The organism is Paenarthrobacter sp. PH39-S1, from assembly GCF_030063245.1.
Classification (GTDB): domain Bacteria; phylum Actinomycetota; class Actinomycetes; order Actinomycetales; family Micrococcaceae; genus Arthrobacter_M.
The window spans coordinates 1-21,904 of sequence record NZ_JASISR010000039.1; the positions used below are offsets into that span (position 1 = coordinate 1).

16 protein-coding genes, 1 rRNA gene and 4 pseudogenes are annotated in these 21,904 nt (G+C 64.6%); 12 read left to right on the forward strand and 9 right to left on the reverse strand.

The features are described from left to right. The first annotated feature begins 335 nt into the window (after positions 1 to 335). The 3 genes from rrf to QMG52_RS18475 all read left to right on the forward strand — a co-directional run bounded on the left by rrf (position 336) and on the right by QMG52_RS18475 (position 2,413). Positions 336 to 452: ribosomal RNA gene (rrf, locus tag QMG52_RS18465) — 5S ribosomal RNA — on the forward strand. A 370-nt stretch (positions 453 to 822) separates the two neighbouring features. Further along, positions 823 to 1,197, forward strand: a complete 375-nt coding sequence (locus QMG52_RS18470) for a TraR/DksA family transcriptional regulator (protein WP_283561890.1) — start codon at positions 823 to 825, stop codon at positions 1,195 to 1,197. A gap of 172 nt (positions 1,198 to 1,369) precedes the next feature. Beyond that, a complete protein-coding gene (locus QMG52_RS18475) occupies positions 1,370 to 2,413 on the forward strand; it encodes an NAD(P)-dependent oxidoreductase (protein ID WP_283561891.1) in 1,044 nt (347 codons plus the stop codon). A gap of 96 nt (positions 2,414 to 2,509) precedes the next feature. On the opposite strand, the gene QMG52_RS18480 is transcribed toward QMG52_RS18475, so the two are convergent. Continuing rightward, entirely contained in the window at positions 2,510 to 2,719 is a 210-nt protein-coding gene (locus QMG52_RS18480; protein ID WP_283561892.1) for a hypervirulence associated TUDOR domain-containing protein, read from the reverse strand. A gap of 375 nt (positions 2,720 to 3,094) precedes the next feature. On the opposite strand from QMG52_RS18480, the gene QMG52_RS18485 reads away from it, so the two are divergent. Continuing rightward, complete coding sequence (locus QMG52_RS18485) at positions 3,095 to 4,660, forward strand: Na+/H+ antiporter (protein WP_283561911.1); 1,566 nt, start codon at positions 3,095 to 3,097, stop codon at positions 4,658 to 4,660. Between the two features lie 181 nt (positions 4,661 to 4,841). Beyond that, positions 4,842 to 6,059: a formaldehyde dehydrogenase, glutathione-independent gene (gene fdhA / locus QMG52_RS18490; protein ID WP_283561893.1), complete on the forward strand. Its 1,218-nt coding sequence runs from the start codon at positions 4,842 to 4,844 to the stop codon at positions 6,057 to 6,059. 311 nt (positions 6,060 to 6,370) lie between these two features. On the opposite strand, the gene QMG52_RS18495 is transcribed toward fdhA, so the two are convergent. From QMG52_RS18495 to QMG52_RS18505, 3 genes are all read right to left on the reverse strand, one after another. After that, positions 6,371 to 7,441 (reverse strand): YeiH family protein, encoded by a 1,071-nt coding sequence (locus tag QMG52_RS18495; RefSeq protein WP_283561894.1) that lies wholly within the window; start codon positions 7,439 to 7,441, stop codon positions 6,371 to 6,373. A gap of 141 nt (positions 7,442 to 7,582) precedes the next feature. Further along, positions 7,583 to 8,590 carry a phosphotransacetylase gene (locus tag QMG52_RS18500; protein ID WP_283561895.1) on the reverse strand — a complete coding sequence of 336 codons (1,008 nt, stop codon included), beginning with the start codon at positions 8,588 to 8,590 and terminating at the stop codon, positions 7,583 to 7,585. A 141-nt stretch (positions 8,591 to 8,731) separates the two neighbouring features. Then, positions 8,732 to 10,096 carry an aspartate aminotransferase family protein gene (locus QMG52_RS18505; RefSeq protein ID WP_283561896.1) on the reverse strand — a complete coding sequence of 455 codons (1,365 nt, stop codon included), beginning with the start codon at positions 10,094 to 10,096 and terminating at the stop codon, positions 8,732 to 8,734. A 228-nt stretch (positions 10,097 to 10,324) separates the two neighbouring features. On the opposite strand from QMG52_RS18505, the gene ald reads away from it, so the two are divergent. The 3 genes and pseudogenes from ald to QMG52_RS18520 form a co-directional block, all read left to right on the forward strand. Next, positions 10,325 to 11,443: an alanine dehydrogenase gene (gene ald, locus QMG52_RS18510; protein ID WP_283561897.1), complete on the forward strand. Its 1,119-nt coding sequence runs from the start codon at positions 10,325 to 10,327 to the stop codon at positions 11,441 to 11,443. Between the two features lie 93 nt (positions 11,444 to 11,536). Further along, on the forward strand, positions 11,537 to 13,009 hold the full coding sequence (gene pdxR / locus QMG52_RS18515) for a MocR-like pyridoxine biosynthesis transcription factor PdxR (protein ID WP_283561898.1): 1,473 nt from the start codon (positions 11,537 to 11,539) through the stop codon (positions 13,007 to 13,009). A 352-nt stretch (positions 13,010 to 13,361) separates the two neighbouring features. Next, positions 13,362 to 14,033: pseudogene (locus tag QMG52_RS18520) on the forward strand (DUF4158 domain-containing protein); the annotation flags it as partial. 108 nt (positions 14,034 to 14,141) lie between these two features. Here QMG52_RS18520 and QMG52_RS18525 read toward each other — a convergent pair. The 4 genes and pseudogenes from QMG52_RS18525 to hisC form a co-directional block, all read right to left on the reverse strand. Further along, positions 14,142 to 14,381, reverse strand: a pseudogene (locus tag QMG52_RS18525) (DUF4113 domain-containing protein); the annotation flags it as partial. 39 nt (positions 14,382 to 14,420) lie between these two features. Beyond that, positions 14,421 to 14,596 (reverse strand): annotated as a pseudogene (locus tag QMG52_RS22425) (IS5/IS1182 family transposase); the annotation flags it as partial. A 258-nt stretch (positions 14,597 to 14,854) separates the two neighbouring features. Beyond that, positions 14,855 to 16,267, reverse strand: a complete 1,413-nt coding sequence (locus tag QMG52_RS18535; protein WP_283561899.1) for an amino acid permease — start codon at positions 16,265 to 16,267, stop codon at positions 14,855 to 14,857. A 53-nt stretch (positions 16,268 to 16,320) separates the two neighbouring features. Beyond that, a complete protein-coding gene (gene hisC, locus QMG52_RS18540) occupies positions 16,321 to 17,418 on the reverse strand; it encodes a histidinol-phosphate transaminase (protein WP_283561900.1) in 1,098 nt (365 codons plus the stop codon). Between the two features lie 93 nt (positions 17,419 to 17,511). Between hisC and QMG52_RS18545 the strand changes: the two genes are divergently transcribed. From QMG52_RS18545 to QMG52_RS18560, 4 genes and pseudogenes are all read left to right on the forward strand, one after another. Further along, positions 17,512 to 18,015 carry an Lrp/AsnC family transcriptional regulator gene (locus QMG52_RS18545; protein WP_283561901.1) on the forward strand — a complete coding sequence of 168 codons (504 nt, stop codon included), beginning with the start codon at positions 17,512 to 17,514 and terminating at the stop codon, positions 18,013 to 18,015. A gap of 119 nt (positions 18,016 to 18,134) precedes the next feature. Continuing rightward, entirely contained in the window at positions 18,135 to 19,790 is a 1,656-nt protein-coding gene (locus tag QMG52_RS18550; RefSeq protein WP_283561902.1) for a thiamine pyrophosphate-binding protein, read from the forward strand. A gap of 896 nt (positions 19,791 to 20,686) precedes the next feature. Then, positions 20,687 to 20,818, forward strand: a pseudogene (locus QMG52_RS22430) (hypothetical protein); the annotation flags it as partial. After that, the gene (locus QMG52_RS18560; protein WP_283561903.1) at positions 20,815 to 21,198 is read left to right on the forward strand and encodes a recombinase family protein; all 384 of its coding nucleotides are present in this window, start codon (positions 20,815 to 20,817) and stop codon (positions 21,196 to 21,198) included. The pseudogene QMG52_RS22430 and the gene QMG52_RS18560, both read left to right, overlap by 4 nt. Positions 21,199 to 21,380: 182 nt before the next feature. Here QMG52_RS18560 and QMG52_RS18565 read toward each other — a convergent pair whose 3' ends face one another. Next, positions 21,381 to 21,746, reverse strand: a complete 366-nt coding sequence (locus tag QMG52_RS18565) for a hypothetical protein (RefSeq protein WP_283561904.1) — start codon at positions 21,744 to 21,746, stop codon at positions 21,381 to 21,383. Positions 21,747 to 21,904 lie beyond the last annotated feature (158 nt).

The window sequence follows — 21,904 nt, forward strand, 5'->3', positions numbered from 1 at the left end:
AATAGGCCGATGACTTACACCACACCCCTGACCGGTGAAGCGACTTCAAACGCTGCACCACCACGGTCAGGGAAAAAGATCTGCTGCTTGCGTCCACTATGTGGTTCCCAACCAACAACCCCACCCCTGCCACACGACAGGGGAACGGGTTGGTCCTGGTTGCACCCTCAACCACCCCATGCCCAACACCACATGGATAACCACCTACAGGTGAATAACCACCTACAGGTGAATAACCACCTGCAGGTGAATAACTACATACAGTGAAGTTGTAACCCACAAATTTCCCCCAGCACCCACCCAAAAACCCGGTGGTGCCGGTGCGGACAAAGAGTTACGGCGGTCATAGCGTGGGGGAAACGCCCGGTCCCATTCCGAACCCGGAAGCTAAGACCCACAGCGCCGATGGTACTGCACTCGAGAGGGTGTGGGAGAGTAGGACACCGCCGGACACCATTTAGAAAACAAAAAGGCTTGAGCCCCGCACACCGTGCGGGGCTCAAACCATTTAACACCGCCCCCAAAAATCGCCGGCCCTGGCTACGGTATTTTGGCGTCCGGGGCGACGCTCTGAATGATCCTGGATTTTTTCGAAAGCTGCCATCAAGCCACCATCGTTCGTGGTGGTGGCGGAGGCAACTGCGGTAGTCACAAGGAAGCTATATCCAAATTCCGCCCTTGTGGCTCAGGAGGAAATACCTGGTTGCCTCACCCAATGCCGGCGGACGAAGGCCCGCGGACGAGGGCCCGCGGACCTGTAGGCGTAAGGATTCGAAGGCGCAAATTCATGACGTGCAGGTTGGCAAAGCGGTACTCTAAGGAATGCTGAATGAGGAGCTGATCCGCGGGGTACTGGAATTGCGGGTAGCGCACGCCCGTCAGCAGATCGGGCGGCTGGGTGATGAGATCCGCGAGGTGACGCTCGCTAACCGGGATACACCGGCGGACGACGAGCATGATCCGGAAGGCTCCACGGTCACGCTGGAACGTGAACGCGACGTTGCTTTGCTGGCTGATGCTGAAACGCAGCTGGCGGAGCTGCTGGAAGCACAGGCGAGGCTGGAGCGCGGTACCTACGGGAGCTGCGAGCGCTGCGGGAAGCCGATTCCGCCGGAACGGCTGGAAGTCCGTCCGGAGGCCAGGTTCTGCGTGTCATGTGCTGGGATCCGGGCCCGCGAGCACCGAAGCGCCTCATAAGGCGCGGGCACTGCTGCGCCGCCACCGATGCCGCGAGCTGGTCACGCGACGGTATTCTGGTGGGAGCGGGGCCGACACTGCAATTCGACAGTCGCTCCGCTGCGCTGCGTGCAGACGGTGGGGAGTCGGTGCCGACGCGCGGCGGAGGAAACGGCAGAGGGAAGGCCACGAGATGATGAGCACGACGACGACGGCTGCGGGCACGATGACGGCGGCTGCGGGCATGACGACGACGACGGACACCGCTGCGCGGCTGACCATTTTTCCCGAACCGGATGAGAACCTGGCGCGGGAGGTGACTGCGGCTGGCGGTACGCTCGGCCCTCTGTCCGGCGATACGACGGGTCTAATTCTCAGTGGGCGGGTCGGTGCCCCGGAGCTCACCGAATTACTTGATCGGCATCCCGGAATAGGCTGGATCCAGCTGCCTTCCGCCGGCGTCGAGGTCTATGGGCCCGCCCTCGCCGCCCACCCCGCTCTGCATTGGACCAGCGCTAAGGGTGCGTTTGCCCGCCCCGTGGCGGAACACGCACTCGCTCTTACCCTGGCCCTGCTGCGCCGGCTTCCTGAAAGAGTCCGGGCAACCGCATGGGGCGCGGAACACGGAACATCCCTGTACGGAATGCGCGTTGTGGTGCTGGGCGCGGGCGGGATCGGGCAGGAAATCGTCCGGCTGTTCAAGGCTTTCGACACTCATGTGACGGTGCTGCGGCGCGGTGCCGATGCCGTGCCCGGAGCGGACGTGACGATGTCCATGCGGGCTCTGCGCGCGGATCTGGGAGCTGCCGATGCCGAAGCCGATGCAGAGCTCGGACATACGCTCGCGGATGTACTGGCTGAGGCAGACGTAGTGGTGCTCGCTGCTGCGCTGACGGCCGAGACGAAGAAGCTGATCGGTGCACGGGAACTGGATCGGATGAAACGGACGAGCATCCTGGTCAATATCGCCCGTGGAGGACTCGTGGATACGGACGCGTTGGTGGCGGCACTCGCTGGCGGTGCCTTGGCCGGCGCGGCTCTGGACGTAACGGATCCGGAGCCGTTGCCTGATGGACATCCGTTGTGGACGGAACAGAAGGCGCTCATCACCCCGCACACCGCGGACACCGAGGAGATGGTCCGTCCGCTGATCGGCGCTCGGGTTCGTGAGAACGTCCGCCGGTGGGCCGAAGGAAAGCCATTGCAGGGCCTGGTGGATGTGCACGCAGGCTACTAACGACGCCGTCCCCAGGCAGTACGGCGGCCCGGGCCCAACACGACAACCGCGGGGACGTCAGCCCAACGTCACCGGCCGCCATCGGGCCGTTGGGGTTCAGATCTTTGTCAGCGCTGACCCCTTATGCAGCGCCACATGCTCGGTGGTGTCGCTCTTGATCTCGTACTGCGGATCCTCCGGGGTGCAGTGCCGCGTTTGGCCCTTGAATAGGCGGTCTTTCCGGTGGACCTTAACAATCCTGCCCTGAACCTCGCCGGCCTCCGAGTTCCACCTGACGTGGTCGCCGACAGAAAATTTGGTAGCCATTAGGGAATCCTCCTGGGTGTCCGATTCATTGGTGCTCACCTACCAAACTACCCGTATATACGCATCCCGCCACCGCCGTGACCAGGTGTTCGGCATGGTGACCGACTGGGAAGAGCGGTAGTGGACGCCGTCTTGGGCGTCCCGCTGCCTGGCACGGGCCGGGATTGTGGCGCTCCCCGGTCTGTTTGGGTCGAGGTCCACGTGGGTTGAGCCCCGGCGTGGGACGAGCCCGGCGGGACAATGAGGCAGGCGGCCGTCGGTGAAGATGCCCATCCGGACGGTGGCCAAGATATCCCGCCGTGTCCGCGGTTCCGGCCATGCTGAGAGGCTACGCTGTTTTGGGGTTGCGATGAACTGAAACGGTGGGTGGCATTGATGGAAATATTGGCGCTGGTGGTCGGTTTGATGCTGGCCACGGTACTGATGGTCGGGCTCGGGGACCGGATCAGGCTGCCGTATCCGGTGCTCATGATCATCCTCTCCGCCGGCGCGGCCTTTATCCCCGGCTTTCCACGGGTCCACATCGATCCGGAGCTGATTCTGCCGCTCTTTCTTCCGCCGCTTCTCTTCGCAGCCGCGCTGAAAACCTCCTGGTCCGTGTTCCGCATTCGCTGGCGCAGCATCGTGCTGCTGGCGGTGGCCCTGGTGGTGGTGACGACGGCGACCGTGGCCGGGGTGGCCTGGCTGCTGATCCCCGGGATCGGTATTCCGGCCGCCATAGCCCTCGGCGCCATGGTGGCGCCGCCCGACCCAGTGGCGGTGCAGTCCGTGGCGGCGCGTGTCCGGATGCCACGCCGGTTGACGAGCGTGCTGCAAAGCGAGGGCTTGTTCAACGACGCCACCGCCATCGTGATTTTCCAGGCCGCGGTTGCCGCGGCACTTGAGGGCGAGGATGTGGGCGCCGGAATCGTCGGATCCTTCCTCCTGGGCGCGGCCGGTGCGGCCCTGCTGGGGTTCGCTGCAGGCTGGATCACCAAGAAACTGACGCAGTTCATTACCAATCCAGTGGGTCACAGCGCCGCCACGCTGGTGGTGCCTTTCGCGGTGTACATCGCGGCAGATTCGGTGCATGCCTCTGGGGTCGTTGCCGTGGTGATAACGGCTCTCGAAATCCGGCGAGGCAGCCACCCGGATGCGGCCGAGGAGCGGGTTACCGTCACCGCTTTCTGGGACGTGGTGGAGCTGCTGGTAACCGGCATTGCCTTCGGACTGGTCGGGCTGGAGGTGCGGCAGGTCGTCCAGGGCCAGGCGATGAACATCATGGCCCTGCTCTGGCCGGCCGTGCTGATCTGCCTGCTCTGTTTCGCCGTCCGGGCGGCCTGGCTGGCCATGATGGTACTGCCGCGCTGGCGCAAGAATGCGGACCCGCCGCCGTCGAAAGGCAAAGACGTGGTGGCGCTGACCTGGTGCGGCATGCGCGGGCTGGCCACCCTGGCCCTGGCCCTGGCGCTGCCCAGCTCGATGCCGGACGGTTCGCCGTTCCCGGCGCGCAGCCAGATTGTGCTGCTGGCCGTGGCCATCCTGCTGAGCACGCTGGTGCTGCCCGGTTTGACCCTGCCGTGGCTGATGAAATATCTCGGCATTGAGGAGTCGCCGGAGACGGAGAAGCAGGCGGAGCAGGAGCTGGCCGCCCGCGCCCAGGAAGCCGCCATGGCCGCCGTCGAGTCTTCCGACCTCCTCGACGGGGTGGATCAGAAAAGGATTGACTGGGTCAAGGCGCGCCTGCGCCAGCTGCACAGTGAGTTGGCAGGGGCTCCTACCGATGCCATGAAAGAGGAGCGCTCCGAGTTCCGCGGCTGGGCCATCACCGTTCAGTCGCTGGCCCTGGATGCGGCACGCCAGGAAATGGTGACAGCGCGCGGTGAGGCGGGAGCGGATCCTATGGTCACGGACCGGGTTCTGCACCGGCTCGATCTGCGAACCATGCTGGTACCGGACTAGTATTTCTCAGCACCCTTACTTTTGGGCTGCTTCCGCCCTAGACTGGCCTGACACCCACCGTCTTTGACCAACGCCGTGCGGCAAGGCAGCCGCGCAGGCAACGTCCGTGGCGCCCCGGGTGCTTCTTAAATCGGAGCGGAGCCTCCAACGCGATGGGTCCGCAGCACTAGGAAGGGACACCATGTCGGGAAATAGAGCCGTTGCCTACAAGGGGACCGGACAGGTGGAGGTCATCGACATCGATTACCCCACCTTCGAGTTGAAAGACGGGCCGGGGGTCCACCCGGACAACGTGGGGCGCAAGGTGCCGCACGGCGCCATTCTCAAAACCGTCGCCACCAATATCTGCGGATCGGACCAGCACATGGTCCGCGGACGCACCACGGCTCCGAAGAACCTGATTTTGGGGCATGAAATCACCGGCGAGGTGGTGGAGGTCGGCCCCGGCGTGGAGTTCATCAAGGTCGGCGATATTTGCTCAGTGCCTTTCAATATTTCCTGTGGCCGCTGCCGGAACTGTAAGGAACGCAAAACCGGCATTTGTCTCAACGTCAACCCGGTACAGCCCGGCGGCGCCTACGGCTACGTGGACATGGGTGGCTGGATCGGCGGCCAGGCCGAGTATGTACTTGTTCCGTACGCGGATTGGAACCTGCTGAAGTTCCCGGACCGGGATCAGGCCCTGGAGAAAATCATGGATCTGACCATGCTCTCGGACATCTTCCCCACCGGCTACCACGGGGCCGTGTCGGCTGGCGTGGGGGCGGGCTCGACCGTCTACATTGCCGGTGCCGGACCGGTGGGTCTGGCCGCGGCCACCAGCGCTCTGCTGTTGGGAGCCGCCGCCGTCATTGTCGGTGATATGAATGAGGACCGGCTCACGCAGGCGCACAGCTTCGGTTGCGAAACCATCGATCTGACCAAGGGGGATCCGAAGGACCAGATCGAGCAGATCCTGGGCGTGCCGGAGGTGGACTGCGGCGTCGACGCGGTCGGATTCGAGGCCAAGGGGCATGGTAAGGACGGCCAGGAGGCGCCGGCTACGGTGTTGAATTCGCTGATGGAGATCACGACGGCGGGCGGCGCGATGGGCATTCCCGGGCTGTACGTCACCGGAGATCCGGGCGCGGCGGACAAGGCAGCGCAGAAGGGCTCCCTTTCCCTGAGCCTGGGCACCGGCTGGGCGAAGTCGCTCTCCTTCGTGACCGGCCAGTGTCCGGTGATGAAATACAACCGTGGGCTGATGATGGCGATCCTGCATGACAAGGTGCACATTGCCAACAACGTCAACGCCAAGGCGATCGGCCTTGACGACGCACCGCGCGGTTACGCGGAGTTTGATGCGGGCGCTGCCACGAAGTATGTGCTGAACCCGAACGGGTATTTGGACGCAGCTTAACCCCGTTCCCGTCCTGGCGGCCTTTCCCCGTTGCCGCACCGCCCGCCGGTGCGATAACGGGGAATGAGCGTCTTTTTCGCAGCCAGACGCCGCCGCCAGACGCCGAGGGCGCGTCAGGACGACGACGGCGGAACTCCTGTTTGGCGGCGGGCCGGGGTGTTGAGTGATCGGCCGGAAGTCCAGTGGCGCGAAGCACTCGGGCCGGGGTCTCTAGCGTTCCCGGCGGCTTCGCCACGCTCCGCTACGTCCGGGCGTAGGCGGAAGACGTACCCGCCGTCGGATTCTACCCATTGATCGCCCTAAAGGGTGCGTCAGATGTAGTGCACGCCCACGTAGGCGAGCGCTGCAATCAGGGCCCAGGAAAGCATCGTGGCGATGATGGCCCTGCCGCTGGTCTGGACCAGTGAGCGTACTTTGACCGATGCTCCCAATCCATAGAGTGCTGCCGCAAGCAGCAGGTCCTGGGCTGTGCCGGCCGCGGCAAGGGCGGGAGGCGGCAAAATTCCCAAGGTCCGGAGGACAATCATCGCAATGAATCCGGCCACGAAGAGCGGAACCAGCGGGGGAAGCTTGATCTCGGCGTGGTCGACTGCGCCGGCTGCCACTTTCCTGTGGTGGCGGTGCCGTTCCACGAGGGCGGTTACCGTAACAATGGGTGCCAGCATGAGCACGCGGGTGAGTTTGATGATCAGGGCTCCGGCCAGGGCAGCCGAGCCTGCTGTTTGTGCCGTGGCCACAACCTGCCCTACGTCGTGGACGCTTGCGCCGACCCAGTGCCCGAACGCGATCGCGTCCAAGCCCAGGGGTCCTTTCAGAGCGGGCAACACCCCGATAGCCAGGGTTCCGCACAGCGTCACCAGGGCGATGGGAACAACTGTGTCCCGGTGATCTGTTTTGGTCACTCCACTCATGGCACCGATGGCCGATGCACCACAGATGGAGAAGCCCGTTGCCAGCAGGATGGGCTGATCGCCCGGAAGCCTGAGGAGCTTGCCTAGGGCCAAGGTGCCAAAAAACGTCAGGAGAACGATGCCGACCACAATCCCGAGCGTCCCCCAGCCGAGCGCTGCCACATCGATCAGACTGAGTTTGAGCCCGAGCAGCACGACGCCCAGGCGCATGAATTTTTTTCCAGAATATTCAAGTCCCGGCCGCAGGACGCCTTCGACGGCGTAACTGATCCCCGGAATATTTGCGGAGAGGATTCCCAGAATGACCGCCACCGTGAGGAAGGGCATCACCGGTACTGCCAGAGGGATCAGCCAGGCCGCGGCGACGGCGACCGCCGCGGCTGCGAGCCCGGGCAGCCTTTTGTGCCGCAGACCCCGGGAAAGCGGAGACCTCGGCTGGTGAATTTTCGCGGTGACCACATCTTGCGTCATATCGTCTGCGATCCGGCTGGACCCGGCAAATCCCGGGGTCCGCGTCGGATCTCCTTTCTTTCGATGCAGCAGGTGGGTGGATAGCCGTTATCCGGCGGAGGGCTGCGATGCCGTCAGGTTGTGCAGCTCAGGTTGTGCAGCTCAGGTTGTGCAGCTCAGGGCGGATTCCGCCTGGGCATGCCCCGAAACAAGCGACTGCATCGCGCTCAGCAGGCCAACGCAGACAATATCCTCCGTGCTGCATCCGCGGGACAGGTCATTCAGCGGGGCAGCCAGTCCCTGCAGGACCGGGCCCAAAGCCGTGGCGCCGCCCAGGCGCTGGGTGATTTTATAACCGATATTTCCCGCGTCAAGGCTGGGAAATACCAGCACGTTCGCCCGCCCGGCGACGTCCGATCCGGGAGCCTTCAAGGCCCCGATCTCCGGGATCAGCGCTGCGTCAAACTGCAGCTCACCGTCCACTTGTAGCGCAGGGTTGCGGGAACGGAGTATGCCCATTGCGGTCCTTACCTTGTCAACATGCGGGTGGTTCGCGCTGCCCTGGGTGCTGAACGACAGCAGCGCCACCCTCGGGGTCTGCCGGGTCAGGGCATTGTGGGTGGCGGCGGCCGAAACAGTGATGTCCGCGAGCTGCTCGGCGGACGGATCCGGAACGACGGCGCAGTCGCTGAAAGTCAGCTCTCTTCCGTCGGGTAGCAACATCAGGAAGGAGCTGCTCAAGGTGGTGCAGTCCGGGGCGAGTCCGATCACCCGCAGCCCGGCGCGCAGCACATCTGCGGTGGGACTGCCGGCCCCGGCCACGCAGGCGTCAACGTAGCCGGCCTTCAGCGCGGCTGCGGCGAGGTGCACCGGATCCGACTGGGCCTGCTCCGATCGCTCCGGATGCCGCGCATAGGCCTGCCCGATCAGCGTGCCGATCCTGCTGTCCCCGGCCAGCTCGCGGACATCGACGATGGTGTCCGCGGGCAGCAGGCAGCCCAGTGCGGCAGCGGCCCGACGTACCTCGGCGCTCCTGCCGAACAGCCTGGGCCTGACGATCCCCTCCGCCAGCAACGCACTGGCCGCCCGCAGCGCACGCTGGTCTTCGCCGTCGGCGAACCCGACGACCCGTCCACGACCGGCGAGCTCCTGGCGCCAGCGATCAAACATGGCTGTTCCGGCACGCGGTGCGCGCTGGTCCGTCGAAGTGCCAACGATCGCGGTCCCCATTGTCCCACCTCTCAAATTGGGTCCTGCGGAGCCCGCCACTAAGGTGGTTCTCCGTAGGACATGCAGACAGGTACTTCGCTGCTACGGCTGAATGGCTTTCTCGACGTCGTTGAGCATGCCGTCCACGCCGTGCAGCAGCTCGGCGAGGACATCAGAATCGGCGACCAGCGGCGGTGAGATCATGAGCATGGTGGCGCCGCGGTCATCCCCCCGCAGGATCACCTTGGTGCGCTTGAATGACTCGGGTAATACCTCCCGCAGCACCGTCAGCGATTCCGCATCTGTCAGTTCGCGGCCGCTGAAGCTGTCCGCCATCAGCTCGATGGCATAGAAGAAGCCGGTCCCGCGGACCGCCTTGACGCAGCGGTGCGCATTCTTCAGGGACTGGAGGGCTTCCATGATTTTCGGACCCTGCTCCTGGACATTGCCCAGCACGTTCTCATCCCGCATGGCGGTAATGTTCGCGACGGCGACGGCGGTGGAAACCGGGTGGCCACCCCAGGTGGCGCCGTGGGTGAAGACGCCGCCCTTGGACGAGTTGTACAGCTCCTGGACCAGCTTCTCCCGGACGATCAGGCCGCCCAGCGGTGCGTAGCCGGAGGTGGACCCCTTGGCGAAGGTGACCATGTCCGGAACGACACCCGTCACCCCGTAGCCGAAGAAGTGGCCGAGCCGGCCGAAGGAGCAAATGACCTCGTCGGAGACAAGCAGGATTCCGTACTTATCGCACAAGGCGCGCAGCGCGGGCCAGTAGCCGTCAGGCGCCACTAGGGCACCGCGGCCGTTCTGGACGGGCTCCGCGAAGATGGCCGCAATGGTTTCGGGACCTTCCTCGAGGACCACTTGCTCAATGGCCCGGAAGCAGTCCAGTTCGGTGACGGGCCCGCAGTCCCCGGTGAAGCCGAGCGTATTGGGAACGCTGCGGATTCCCGGCAGCAGCTCGCCGAACGGTTCTTTGATCTTGGGCAGCTGGGTGATGGAGAGGGCGCCCATGGTGGTGCCGTGATAGGACATGTCGCGGCTGATGACCTTGGTGCGCTGGGGCTGGCCCTGGCTGCGGTGGTATTGGCGGGCGAATTTCAGTGCGGTCTCCACCGCTTCGGAGCCGGAATTGACGAAGAAGGTGGTGCCGAGGTCGCCGGGGGCCAGCTCAGCGATCAGTGTGGCGGCCTCGATGGCCGGCGGATGCGCCGATCCCCAGTTGGAGGCATAGGCAAGGGTGCTGATCTGGTCGCTGGCGGCCTTGGCGATGTCGGCCCGGCCATGGCCCATGTTGACGCAGAAGAGCCCGGCGAGCCCGTCGAGATACCGGTCCCCCTCGGTGTCGATCAGGTAGCTTCCTTCCCCGCGGACAAAGATGGGGAATTCGCTGTCCCAGGTGTCTTTGCGGGTGAAGTGGGGTCCGAGGTGTCGGCGGGCCTGAGCCCGCAGTTTGGTGGCGTCCACGTCCATGCTCCTTATTCGTTGTAAATAGCAATGATCGAAGCCTAAGCCGGCACGCCGGCGGGCGTCAGTGCCAAAGGAGAGCGGGCTCACAGGTCCAGTTTGGATCTGTCGATCACGTCCTTTCTGGATCTTCTGGACCCCTGGGGTGGGCGGCCAGACTTCGTTTATGCTGCGCAGCCCGCTCGGCCGACGTGTTGAGAACACGCTTTAACCATCAGGAGGTACCAAATGATCATCGGTGTTCCCAAGGAAATTAAGAACAACGAATTCCGTGTTGCGATGTCCGCTTCGGGTGTTCATGAATTGGTGGGCAACGGCCACACGGTGCTGGTCGAACGCGGCGCGGGCATCGGCTCGAGCATCGCCGATGACGAATATGCACTGGCCGGGGCGCACATGGTCGATACCGCCGCGCAGGCCTGGCGGGATGCGGACATGGTGGTCAAGGTCAAGGAACCTATTGCCTCCGAATACCAGTACTTCCGCAAGGATCTGGTGTTGTTCACGTACCTGCATCTGGCCGCCGAACCCGAACTGACCAAAGCACTGATCGACGCCGGAGTGACGGCCATCGCCTATGAGACCGTCCAGGACGGCCGAACCCTGCCGTTGCTGGCGCCGATGTCCGAGGTCGCCGGACGGCTCTCTGTCCAGGTCGGGGCCCAGTGCCTGACCGCCCCGGCCGGCGGCAAGGGCATCCTGCTCGGTGGGGTCCCAGGGGTACGCCCGGCCAAGGTCGTAGTCCTCGGTGCCGGGGTCGCGGGCACGAACGCCGCCGCCATGGCGTTGGGCACCGGGGCCGAGGTCACGATTTTGGATATCAACATCAACCGCCTGCGTGAGCTCGATGCGATCTACCAGGGCCGGTTGAAGACCGTGGCCTCCAACGCCCTGGAAATCGAACGGTCCCTGGTCGATGCTGACCTGGTGATCGGTTCGGTCCTGGTTCCCGGTGCGAAGGCCCCGAAACTTGTCACGAACGGCCTGGTCGCGAAGATGAAGCCCGGTTCGGTGCTGGTTGACATCGCTGTGGACCAGGGCGGTTGCTTTGAAGATTCCCACCCGACCACGCACCAGGAACCTACGTTCCGCGTCCACGAGTCGGTCTTCTACTGCGTGGCGAATATGCCGGGGGCGGTTCCCAACACCTCGACGTATGCCCTTACCAACGTGACGCTGCCTTACGTGGTGCAGATAGCAGCGAAGGGTGTACACCGGGCGGTGGCGGAGAACGCGGCTCTGCGGGCGGGCCTGAGCACCACCGGTGGGCGCCTGACCAATGCCGCCGTGGGCGCAGCCCACGGGATCGAGGTCATTGATTCACTGGAAGTGGCCGCGCATCATTAGAGTAAGGCAAAGTTCCAGGCGGGGGAGTCCATGCATGAACTCCCCCGCCTTTTTGGGCTCCGACAGTCAACTGGGCCATCAAGGAGACAAAGCGTGCCACGGACCATGATAGAGATTGACCGCAGTTCCAGCGAACCGCTGTACCGGCAGGTCCGGCGCGTCGTGGAGCACGGCATTGCCGTGGGCATCTTCGATGCCCGCCGCCGGCTTCCCAGCTCACGGGAGCTGGCGGGCGAACTCTCAGTCTCCCGCAACACCATTAATCTGGCCTATCAGGAGTTGCTGACCGAGGGCCTGGTGCTCAGCCATGAACGCCGGGGGATCTTTGTGAATCCGGAAATGCTCGCCGCGGCCGAGGCCGATGTGCAGGCGTCCGGACCGATGATTGACTGGTCTTCCAGGATGCGGCGCTACCCCGATGAGGGCGTCATGGACGTGGAGAAGACCGCGGACTGGCACCGCTATCCATATCCTTTTGTGGCCGGACAGATAGACGTCAGCAGTTTTCCCGCCACAGCATGGGTGCGGAGCCTGCGGGATGCGCTCTATCAGCCCCATACCTATGCCAGCCTTCAGGACAGCGTGGGAGCCGACGATCCGATGCTGATCGAGATGATCAGGCGTCAGATACTTCCGGCACGGGGGATCGAGGCCAAGCCGCAGGAAATCCTGATCACCACTGGCTCCCAGCAGGGGCTGGACCTGCTGGGCAGAACCCTTCTCGGTCCTCATCAGCGCGTTGGCATCGAGAACCCGGGCTATCTCGATGCGCGGCACATTTTCATGCGCACAGGTGCACAGGTATATGGAATCGACGTGGATCAGGACGGTCTCCGTCTCCCGGACACGCTCAGCGGCACCGCGCTCGTCTACGTCACACCCAGCCACCACCATCCCACCAACGTCACGCTCAGCATGGAGCGCCGTCGTCGTCTGCTCAGGCTCGCCGCGGCCTCCGGCACGGTCGTCATCGAGGATGACTACGACAGCGAGTTCCGTTATGAAGGCAGCCCCAGCCCTGCGCTGAAGGCCCTCGATTCCACCGGCGACGTGCTGTATCTGGGGACGTTCTCCAAGTTCCTTTCGCCGGGCCTGCGGCTGGGTTTCCTGGTGGGACCCGAGGAACTGATCCGGGAGCTGAGGAGGGTGCGGCGGTATCAGGTGCGCCACCCACCGGGCCACATGCAGCGCGCACTGGCCCTGATGATCGACAGCGGTGACTACCACCGTGCCCTGCGTCAGCACCGCAGCAAGATGAAGAGCAAGTGGAAAATGCTCAGCGAGCTCTCCGTGCGCTGTCTTCCATGGCAGCAAAACGCGTATCCGCCCGGAGGAGTGAGTCTGTGGATGACTGGCCCGGACCAGCTCGACTGCCGCGTTCTGGTCAGCAGGGCGGAGGAACGTGGTGTACTCATCGAACGGGGCGACATCTACTATATGCAGCCGGATCCGCCGCGGAACTACTTCCGGATCGGCTATGGTGCCATCCCGACCCGCGCCATTGCCGAGGGAATGGCGGTGCTCGGCGAGGTGGCGCGCACGTTGCTCGCCGAGGACGCTCGCTGAGGGAGAGCCAAGCGCTCTCCGAATCAAACGGGACCGGTGATCGACCAAGGCCGCTTGCGGCCGCGTGGAGATCTGGGGGCTCTGGCTGGGTCTCCCCGCGCTCGACCTGTCCCGCCGCGCTAACAGGACGTCGTCGCCGTCGTGGTGGCGGTGACCGCAGCCCACAGGTGACATCGGCTCAGCCTTTCCTGGGTCTCACGGTGACCGTGATTGCCATAAACGCCAAGGGAGCTGTACGTAGGGCCGGGGCCTGCGCCGTGGTCCCGGTCGGATCAGTCGTGAAGGAGGGGTCTGACCTGCAGCCGAACAGTGGTTGGCGCTAAGCCCTCGGGGTTGGCTTTAGGTTGGTGTCATGCCAGTTGAGTTTCTCAGTGATGACCAGGTAGCGGTATATGGCCAGTTTGCTGGTCCGGTTTCGACGGCCGAGTTGGAACGGTTCTTCTTTCTTGATGACCGGGATCTGGAGTTGGTTGGTCGCCGTCGTGGTGAGGGTAGCCGGCTGGGTGTGGGGTGCAGTTGGGCACGCTCCGGTTTCTGGGGACGTTTCTTGAAGATCCGGTGGCGGTACCGGGACTGGTGGTTGATTTCGTGGCAACGCAACTCGGAATCGTCGGCGGTTCCGTGTTGGGGAGTTACGCCGAGCGGTCGAAGACACCGTACGAGCACCGGTGGGAGATTGCCCAGGCCTATGGGTACCGGCGGCTGTCGGTGCCCGAGACTGCCGCCGAATTCAGGAGCTTCCTGACGGCCCGCGCGTGGACGCGGGCGGAGCGGCCGACCCAGCTCTTCGACCAGGGCGTGGCATGGCTTCGTGCGGAGCGGGTGCTGTTGCCGGGTGTGAGCGTGTTGGCCAGGCTCGTCGCCGAGGTCAGGGACGAGGCCGGCGACCGGCTGTATTCGGTGCTGGCGGGACGGGTTTCACCGGAGCGTGGTCGTGGTCTTGATGGTTTGCTCACGGTGCCTGCAGATTCTCGTTCGTCGGGGTTGGAGAGGCTGCGTCGTGCGCCCCACCCGGGCGTCGGGGTGGTTCCAGCTGTCCAGTTGGATGTGGGAATGCTGGGAGGACTTACTTTTTGCCGCGCCCTGTTCGGTGGCCAGGCGGTGTTGGAGGAATCCCCTCGTTGTGTTGGGTTTAACATGCTTTGGCGATGGGTAGTTCGTCCCAGTGGGTGGTGTACCTGGGGGTGAGCATGTCTCGCCGCATGGACCAGTCCGGGCCACCCTTGAGACCGGTAAGGCCAAGACCGACGGCTCCACGCCCGTAACGGGTGGAGATGGTTTCAATCAGGGGCCCGATGCGCTTTTCCTCGTGCGGGTTCGCGAAGAGCTCCAGCGGGGCTTGATTCGCGGTAGGGGTCAGGTCGGTGACTAGTGGCGTATAGCGTCAGATGGTACTGGTAGTCCAGTGAGGCGGCGGTTGGCCCTTGGCCTTGGCTGGAGCGAGTCATAATACCGGGACAGGTCCAGCTCATCGGTGACGATCTCAGCGATGAACCGGGCCAAGTGATTCTGCGGCAACCACTCATCCAACGACGGCGGAACCAGCATCACCGCGTCCGGGTCAAACGCTTTGAAGCGCTTGTTCACCCCACCATTAGCATCTGCCGGATCCCCGCCGGCAGCGAACTCAACCCGCTCCACGAGTGCTTCATCAAACAGGCCTTCATCGCCGCCAGAATCCATACCCCCATTTTCCCAAAAGCCCAACCCGATCCCGGGAACCGGCCCGGCGTTTTAAACCCAAAATCAAAGACCTACCGTCCTCCCGACTACTGACCCCCAAGGAACGCTAGGAGCAGGACAACTGTATGTGCACCGAACCCCAAAGTGGTTACAGCACCCGATTCAGTCGACGAGCACCGAAGCCTTGGCTTTCTCCGATGCTTCGACACGGCCCGCAATCTTCCTAGAACGGTGGTGCAGCCAGTTCGCCGCCGCCAGCACCCCCACAAGAAGAAAAGTGCTCAGGAGCTGGGGCCGGGAATCCTCTCCGATGAAGCCCACCGTGAAGATCGCCGCGAGGATGAGGAGGCCAAAGCCCGTCAGCCACGGGAAGCCGGGCATCCGCAGGGGAAGCTCCGTTCCTTCGCGGTCGGCGCGAAGGCGCAGCGCGAGCTGGGCCAGGAGCGCGGACGTCCACACCAGCAGGCAAGTCGAGCCCACAATGTTGAGCAGGACGGGAAGGACCTTTTCGGGGAAGACCAGCTCCAGCACAACCGTGACCACACCGAAGGCAACGCTGGCCAGGACCGCGACCACCGGTACCCGGGCCTTCGACACGGAGGCAAGCAGGCGCGGCGCCTCGCCCCGCTCAGCCAGGGAGAATACCATCCGGGAGGCACCGTAGAGGTTGGCGTTAAGGGCGGAGAGCAGTGCTGCCACGGCTACCAGGGTGATGGCGGTGGCTGCGCCGGGCATGCCCGCGGCGTCCAGCACCGCTGCGAACGGGCTCTTCAGCCCCGCCGAACCCACGGGAACCACAGCCGCGATCACGAAGATCGCACCGATGTAGAAGACCAGGATGCGCCACAGCACCGTCCGGACTGCCATCTTCACGCTGCGGGCCGGCTCGGCGGTTTCAGCTGCCGCCACCGAGACGATCTCAGTGCCGCCGAACGCGAAGGCCACCACGAAGAGTGCCGTGGCAATCCCGGCGAACCCGCTGGGTGCGAATCCGGCACCCGTGAAGTTGGACAGGCCCGGTGACTGGACGCCCGGCAGCCAGCCGAAGAGCAGGGCGGCGCCCACCAGGAGGAAACCGACGATCGCCGCCACCTTGAGCAGCGCAAACCAGAACTCGAACTCGCCGAAGTTCTTGACGCTGGTGAGGTTGACGGCGGTGAGCACCACGATGAACACAAAGGCCATCAGCCACACCGGCAGGGCGGGGAAGATGGTGGCCAGCAGGCCTGCCGCACCGAGCGCCTCGGCGGCGATGACAACCACCAGCTGCAGCCACCAGAGCCAGCCCACCGTGGCACCGGCCACCGGCCCGTAGGCCTTGGCGGTATAGACGGAGAAGGCACCGCTGTCCGGATTGGCGGCAGCCATTTCGCCGAGGGCCCACATCACCAGGATGATGAGCGTGCCGGCCACGAGGTAGGAGATGAGCACCGCCGGGCCGGCAGCCTGGATGCCCGCGCCGGAGCCGATGAAGAGGCCCGCGCCAATCGCGCTTCCCAAGCCCATCATGGTGAGCTGGCGGGGTTTAAGGGCCGCGCCGAGGGCGCGGGCAGACGTCTTTGTCTGTTGTTCCATTGAGGATTCCTCTGGTTGTAGGTGGAACGGGTTGGTAAAAGCTGAGTCAGTTGTCAGGCTGCGTGGGCTTCCAGGAGCCTGAGCACGCGGTCGTTGGAGGCGGGATCGGCAACGGTGATCCGCACGCCGTCGCCCTGGTACGCGCGGACCAGGATACCGGCGTGGTCGAACGCGTCCACCAGCCTCGCCCGGAGGCTGCCATCGGCCCGGATCCACAGGAAATTGCCCTGGCTCGGCTGCAGTTTCCAGCCCTGGGCTTCCAGCTGCGCGGCCATCCGGGCGCGCTCCTGCCTGACGGCAGCCACCCGCGCTTCCATCTCCTCCCCTGCGTCCAGCGAAGCGATGGCCGCCTTCTGGGCCAGCGCGCTCACCGCGAAGGGAAGGGCGGTCCGGCGCAGCCCCTCGGCGATGGCCGGCGTGGCTACGGCGTATCCCACCCGCAGGCCGGCGAGTCCGTAGGCCTTCGAGAAGGTGCGCAGGATGCAGACGTTCGGATACCGGCGGTAGAGCGCCAAGGAGTCGGGGCCGCTGCCCCCGTCGGCGTATTCCACGTAGGCCTCGTCGATCACCACGAGGATGTCCGGGCGCACGGACTGCAGGAAGGCCTCGATGCGTTCGTGGCTGATCGGCGCGCCGGTGGGGTTGTTGGGGGTGCAGAGCAGGATGACCTTCGTGCGGTCAGTGACGGCCGCGGCCATGGCGTCGAGGTCGTGGCCTTCAGCCTCGTCCAGCGGGATGCGGACCGGCCGGGCGCCTGCCAGCTCCACCAGCATGGGGTACGCCTCGAAAGAGCGCCACGCGAAGATCACTTCATCCCCGGCATCGCACAGTCCGGTGATGATCTGCTGCAGGACGCCCACACTGCCGGGCCCCACCGCGATCTCCCCGGCGGTGACGCCGAGGTGCCGGGCGAGCCGTTCTCGGAGTTCGACGGCGGCACTGTCCGGGTAGCGGTTCATGGTGCCGGCCGCTGCGGCCACCGCAGCCGCGGCAGCGGGGAGCGGTTCGTAATGGCTTTCGTTACTGGCGAGGGCTGCGATGTCCGTGCCGGTGCCGCGGCGGCCCGGAACGTAGGACGGAAGTCCGGCCACAGCGCCACGAAGGGTGGGAAGCGCGGTGTCCGGTGCGGTCAGGAGCTGATCACGGGTCATGAGGAACAATCATGATTGTGACCAGGTCCACAATGCAAGATATCCTCAACCCATTGGGACTTCTGCTCAACTTCTAGTAAACGTGGTGAAAATATGACCATCCCGAACCCGCGCAACCTGGATTCCCTCGACGGCAGGATCATCCTGGCCCTCGACAAGGATCCGGAAGCCAGCGCCCTGGCGCTCTCCCGGACGCTCGGCGTCGCCCGGAACACGGTCCACGCGCGGCTGGCACGGCTCGAACGCAGCGGCGCCCTGCGTTCCTTCAGCCGGAGACTGGACCCCGCCGCATTGGGCTACGACCTGATGGCCTTCCTCTCACTGTCCATCAGCCAGACGCGGACAGGCGCAGTCGAAGACGGGCTCGCCGCGATCCCGGAAGTCATCGAGGTGCACGCCACCACCGGGGACGCGGACCTCATGGCCAAGGTGGTGGCACGCAGCACGGCAGATCTCTACCGCATCACCAACAAGATCCTGGAAATCGAGGGGATCCAACGGACCAGCACAGCCATTTCAGTGCTGGAACTCATGCCACCTCGCTACGACGGCCTCCTGGCCCGCCTCTCAGAGCAGGAATCCCGCGCTTCAAACTAAGGATGGGTGATCCACGCCACAAGTGAGCAAATTTTCACTTCCTACCGGTTCCGCTGCCAAATATCCCAAACAGAACCGGTTCTCTTGCCTATCCGTGAGTCACGCCACAAGCTTCCTGCATGACTACTCTTACCGTCTCCGGCCGCGTGGTGCAGGTTCTCAGCAGCTACCTCACCGATGTATTCGGCGTCATGGGCAACGGCAACGTCTACTTCCTGGACGCCGCGGAGAAGCTGGGCCTTCGCTTCTCCCCCGTCCGGCACGAAGGCGCCGCCATCGCCGCAGCCGACGCCTACTACCGTGCGTCGGGACGCCTCGCAGCAGGCACCACCACCTACGGCCCTGGCTACACCAACGCGCTCACCGCCCTGGCCGAGGCGGTCCAGGCGCAGATCCCCGTTGTGCTGGTCACCGGGGATGCTCCGAGCAGCGGCGCCCGGCCCCAGGACGTGGACCAGGCGGCAATCGCCGCGGGCCTCGGCGCGGCCACCTTCACCGTCACCCGCGAGTCCGCGGGCTCCATCACCCGGCAGGCGGTGGAGTACGCACTCACCAAGCGCACCGCCGTGGTGATTGCCATCCCCTACGACCTCGCGGCACTCAAGGCGGCAGATGAAGAACTTCCGGCGCCGTTGGCACCTACGGTGACGCACGACGCCGGCGATCTCGGGCAGGCAGCCCGCCTGCTCGCCGGGGCCAAGCGGCCGCTGATCCTCGCCGGCCGCGGTGCGCATCTCGCCGGCGCCGCCCCGGAACTCCGCGAGCTCGCCGACCGCCTGGGCGCGCTGACCGCCGGAACCGCCCTGGCGCTCAACCTTCTTCAGGGCGAGGGATACCTCGGCGTCGCCGGCGGCTTCGGCACGGACACCGCGGCCGGGCTTATGGGCGAGGCTGATGTGGTTCTCGTGGCCGGGGCAAGCCTGAGCCCCTTCACCATGCGGTTCGGGCACCTGCTTGGCCCGGACAGCACCGTCATCCAGATCGACACCGCCCTGCAGCCAACGCACCCGCGGGTGGACCTTTTTGTCAGCGCGGACGTGAAATCCGCTGCGGGACGCATCCTCCGAATGCTGGATGGCGGACCTTCGGGCAACGCGTGGCGCGCGGAGGCCCGCAGGCGCCTGGCCGAAGGACCGGCCCACCACCCAGGCGCCGACGAGACCACGGATGGCCGGCTGGACCCGCGCACCCTGGCCACAGCCTTGGACGCCGTGCTGCCGGAGCGCCGCACGGTGGTCCAGGACGGCGGGCACTTCCTCGGCTGGGCACCCATGTACTGGCGCATCCCGCGGCCCCAGGACCTGGTGATGGTGGGGACCGCCTACCAGACCATCGGGCTCGGCCTCGCCAGCGCCGTCGGGGCAGCCCGTGCGGTGGAGGACGGCCGCACCGTGGTGCTGGCCTCGGGCGACGGCGGCTTCCTGATGGGCCTGTCCGACCTCGAATCGCTGATCGGCGCGGCGAGCAGCGCCGTCGTCGTCATCTACAACGATGCCGCCTACGGAGCCGAAGTCCATCAGTACGGCTCCCAGGGCCTGACCGAAAAGCCCATGCTGATCCCCGAGGTGGACTTCAGCGGCATCGCCCGAGCGCTCGGTGCCAAATCCGCAATCATCCGCTCACTGGCGGACCTTTCCGCGCTCAGGGACTGGATCGACGCCGGCGCCAAGGGAACCTTCGTGGCCGACTGCCGGATTACGTCGAGTGTCCGGGCTCCGTGGCTGTGCGAGTGGATGGAGGCCTCGCAGGCTGCGAAGGCGGCGGTGGCGGGCTAGCCCCAATGCCGTTCAGTTAAAGGGGCTGTCGATTATTAACCTGCGGCTTTGGTTTCTTCCGGGATGACGACGCCGGCGTTTGCGGCCCAGTACTCCTATTGCTGTCCTGAGCCGCCATGAAGTGAAAAACTCCGCTTGCTTCAGGGGCTTCCCGGCGCAGGCGTAGTGGCGTCTTTGGTGATTGTAGGGGGATTTGAAGCGTCTGTTGCTGGAGCTGGGTACACTTTCGGGTGTGACGCAGCGGGAGGATGTAACAACTAACATGGCTGAAAATCCTCAGAAGCGATCTGATCTCGGTCTGAAACTCTCCATAGCCTCGACGGCCTTGATGACGGCTGCCATGGTAATTGGCTATGTCCGCTCGTACTCATCGCCCTCACATTGGGTGTACTTCGTCATTGGGCTTGTATCCATAACAGCATTTATCACGGCAGTTGCCATACTTCTCAGGCACGTGAATGAACGAAAAAAATAATTGCGCTACTCATTGCCCAATGCCGAATTCTGAGAGGTTGGCACTGCAAGGGCTTACGTCACCCTCGCCACCAGCTACGACCCCTACGGGATGCAATCCATCACCAAAGACACTGGAGGCAACGCCACCGATCAAACCCCCTACACCTTCAAACACGGCCTCCAAGACCGCACCACCGGCCGGGTCAAATACGGCCAGTTCTGAGACGACCCCGCCCCAGGCGACGCGCCGACACCAATCCGTCCACAACCCATCTCACAACCCATCTCACAACAGGTCGGCGAATACCGGTGTTGTGAGGTGGGTTGTGCGACAGTAGACGAATGGCGACCCAACATTTCGATCCCATCGGCTACACCCCGTCTCCACCAACGGACAAGACGCCCAACTCCAACGAGACGCCCTCAAAACGGCCGGCTGCGGCCGGATCTTCGAAGACAAAATCTCCAGCCGCGCCACCGCCCGCCCAGGGCTCGCCGAAGCCCTCGACCATCTCCGTCCAAACAGACGCCCCGGTGCGTGTGGAAATTGGACCGCCTCGGCCGGTCAGTGAAAGAAGTCCTCACCATCGCCGATAGCCTCCACGACCAAGGAGTCGGCCTGCGGATTCTCACCGGCACCCTCACCGGAACCTACAACCCGACCGGAGAAGGGAAATTATTCTTCGTCATGATGGCCGCGTTCGCCGAACTCGAGCGCGACATGATCCACCAACGAACCGTGGCCGGCCTCGCAGCAGCCCGGGCCCCAGGCCGCACCGGCGGGCGCCCAACAGTCATGGATACCGACACCCTCGCAGTCGCCCGGGCCAGACAGGCCAAAGGCGAAAGTCCGACCCAGATCGCTAAAGCGCTCGGCGTCTCCCGCGCGTCCATCTACCGTCACCTCCCAGCCAGCAACCCCCGAACCCTGCCACCGGGACAGAATCCTTAGCGCCAACCACTGTTCCGCTGCAGGTCAGACCCCAAGGCGAGCAGCGGAACCTGCTGTCTGGCATGGTCGACGGACGCCGTGGAGTGGGCGTTGGGGGCCGACGCCCTTGACCCTCGATTGGACGGTGTCCGGTCGCGTCCTCCGGCCCGTGTGGATCCGATGCGGACTCCCGGCAGGTGTCCTCAGGCGGCTACCGGGACGTACGTGCTCGTTGAAGCAGCTATCTGTTCGGCGGCCTCCAGAGGTGCGAGCAGCACGTTGTACTGGATATCCGTCAGTAGCTGCGGGTAGGTGATGGCCAACTCGGCCAACTGCAGGGCGGCCACCATGTAGTATGTGCCGGCGATGCCTCCCATGCTCTCCACGACGATCGACCGGATACGGTCGGCGTCAACCAGATGGGCACGGTCAACCAGCACGATGCGGGCGCTCATGTGTGCGACATGGCGCTGGGCTTCCCTGTCTGCTACAGCTAAGGCGTGCAGCTCCTCCGGTGTCCAGGTGCGGCCGACGATCCGGCGGGAGTGCAGAATGCTTTCCATGGCCACGACCATCTCCTTGTTCGTTGTGATAGCAATAATCGAAGCCTAGGCCGGGTTGTCGCCGGACGTCAGCGCCACATGTGCGCAGGATCACAGGTCCAGTTTGGTCCCATTGATCGTGTCCTTTCTGGATCTTCTGGACCCATCCGCCCGGGTGCAGAATT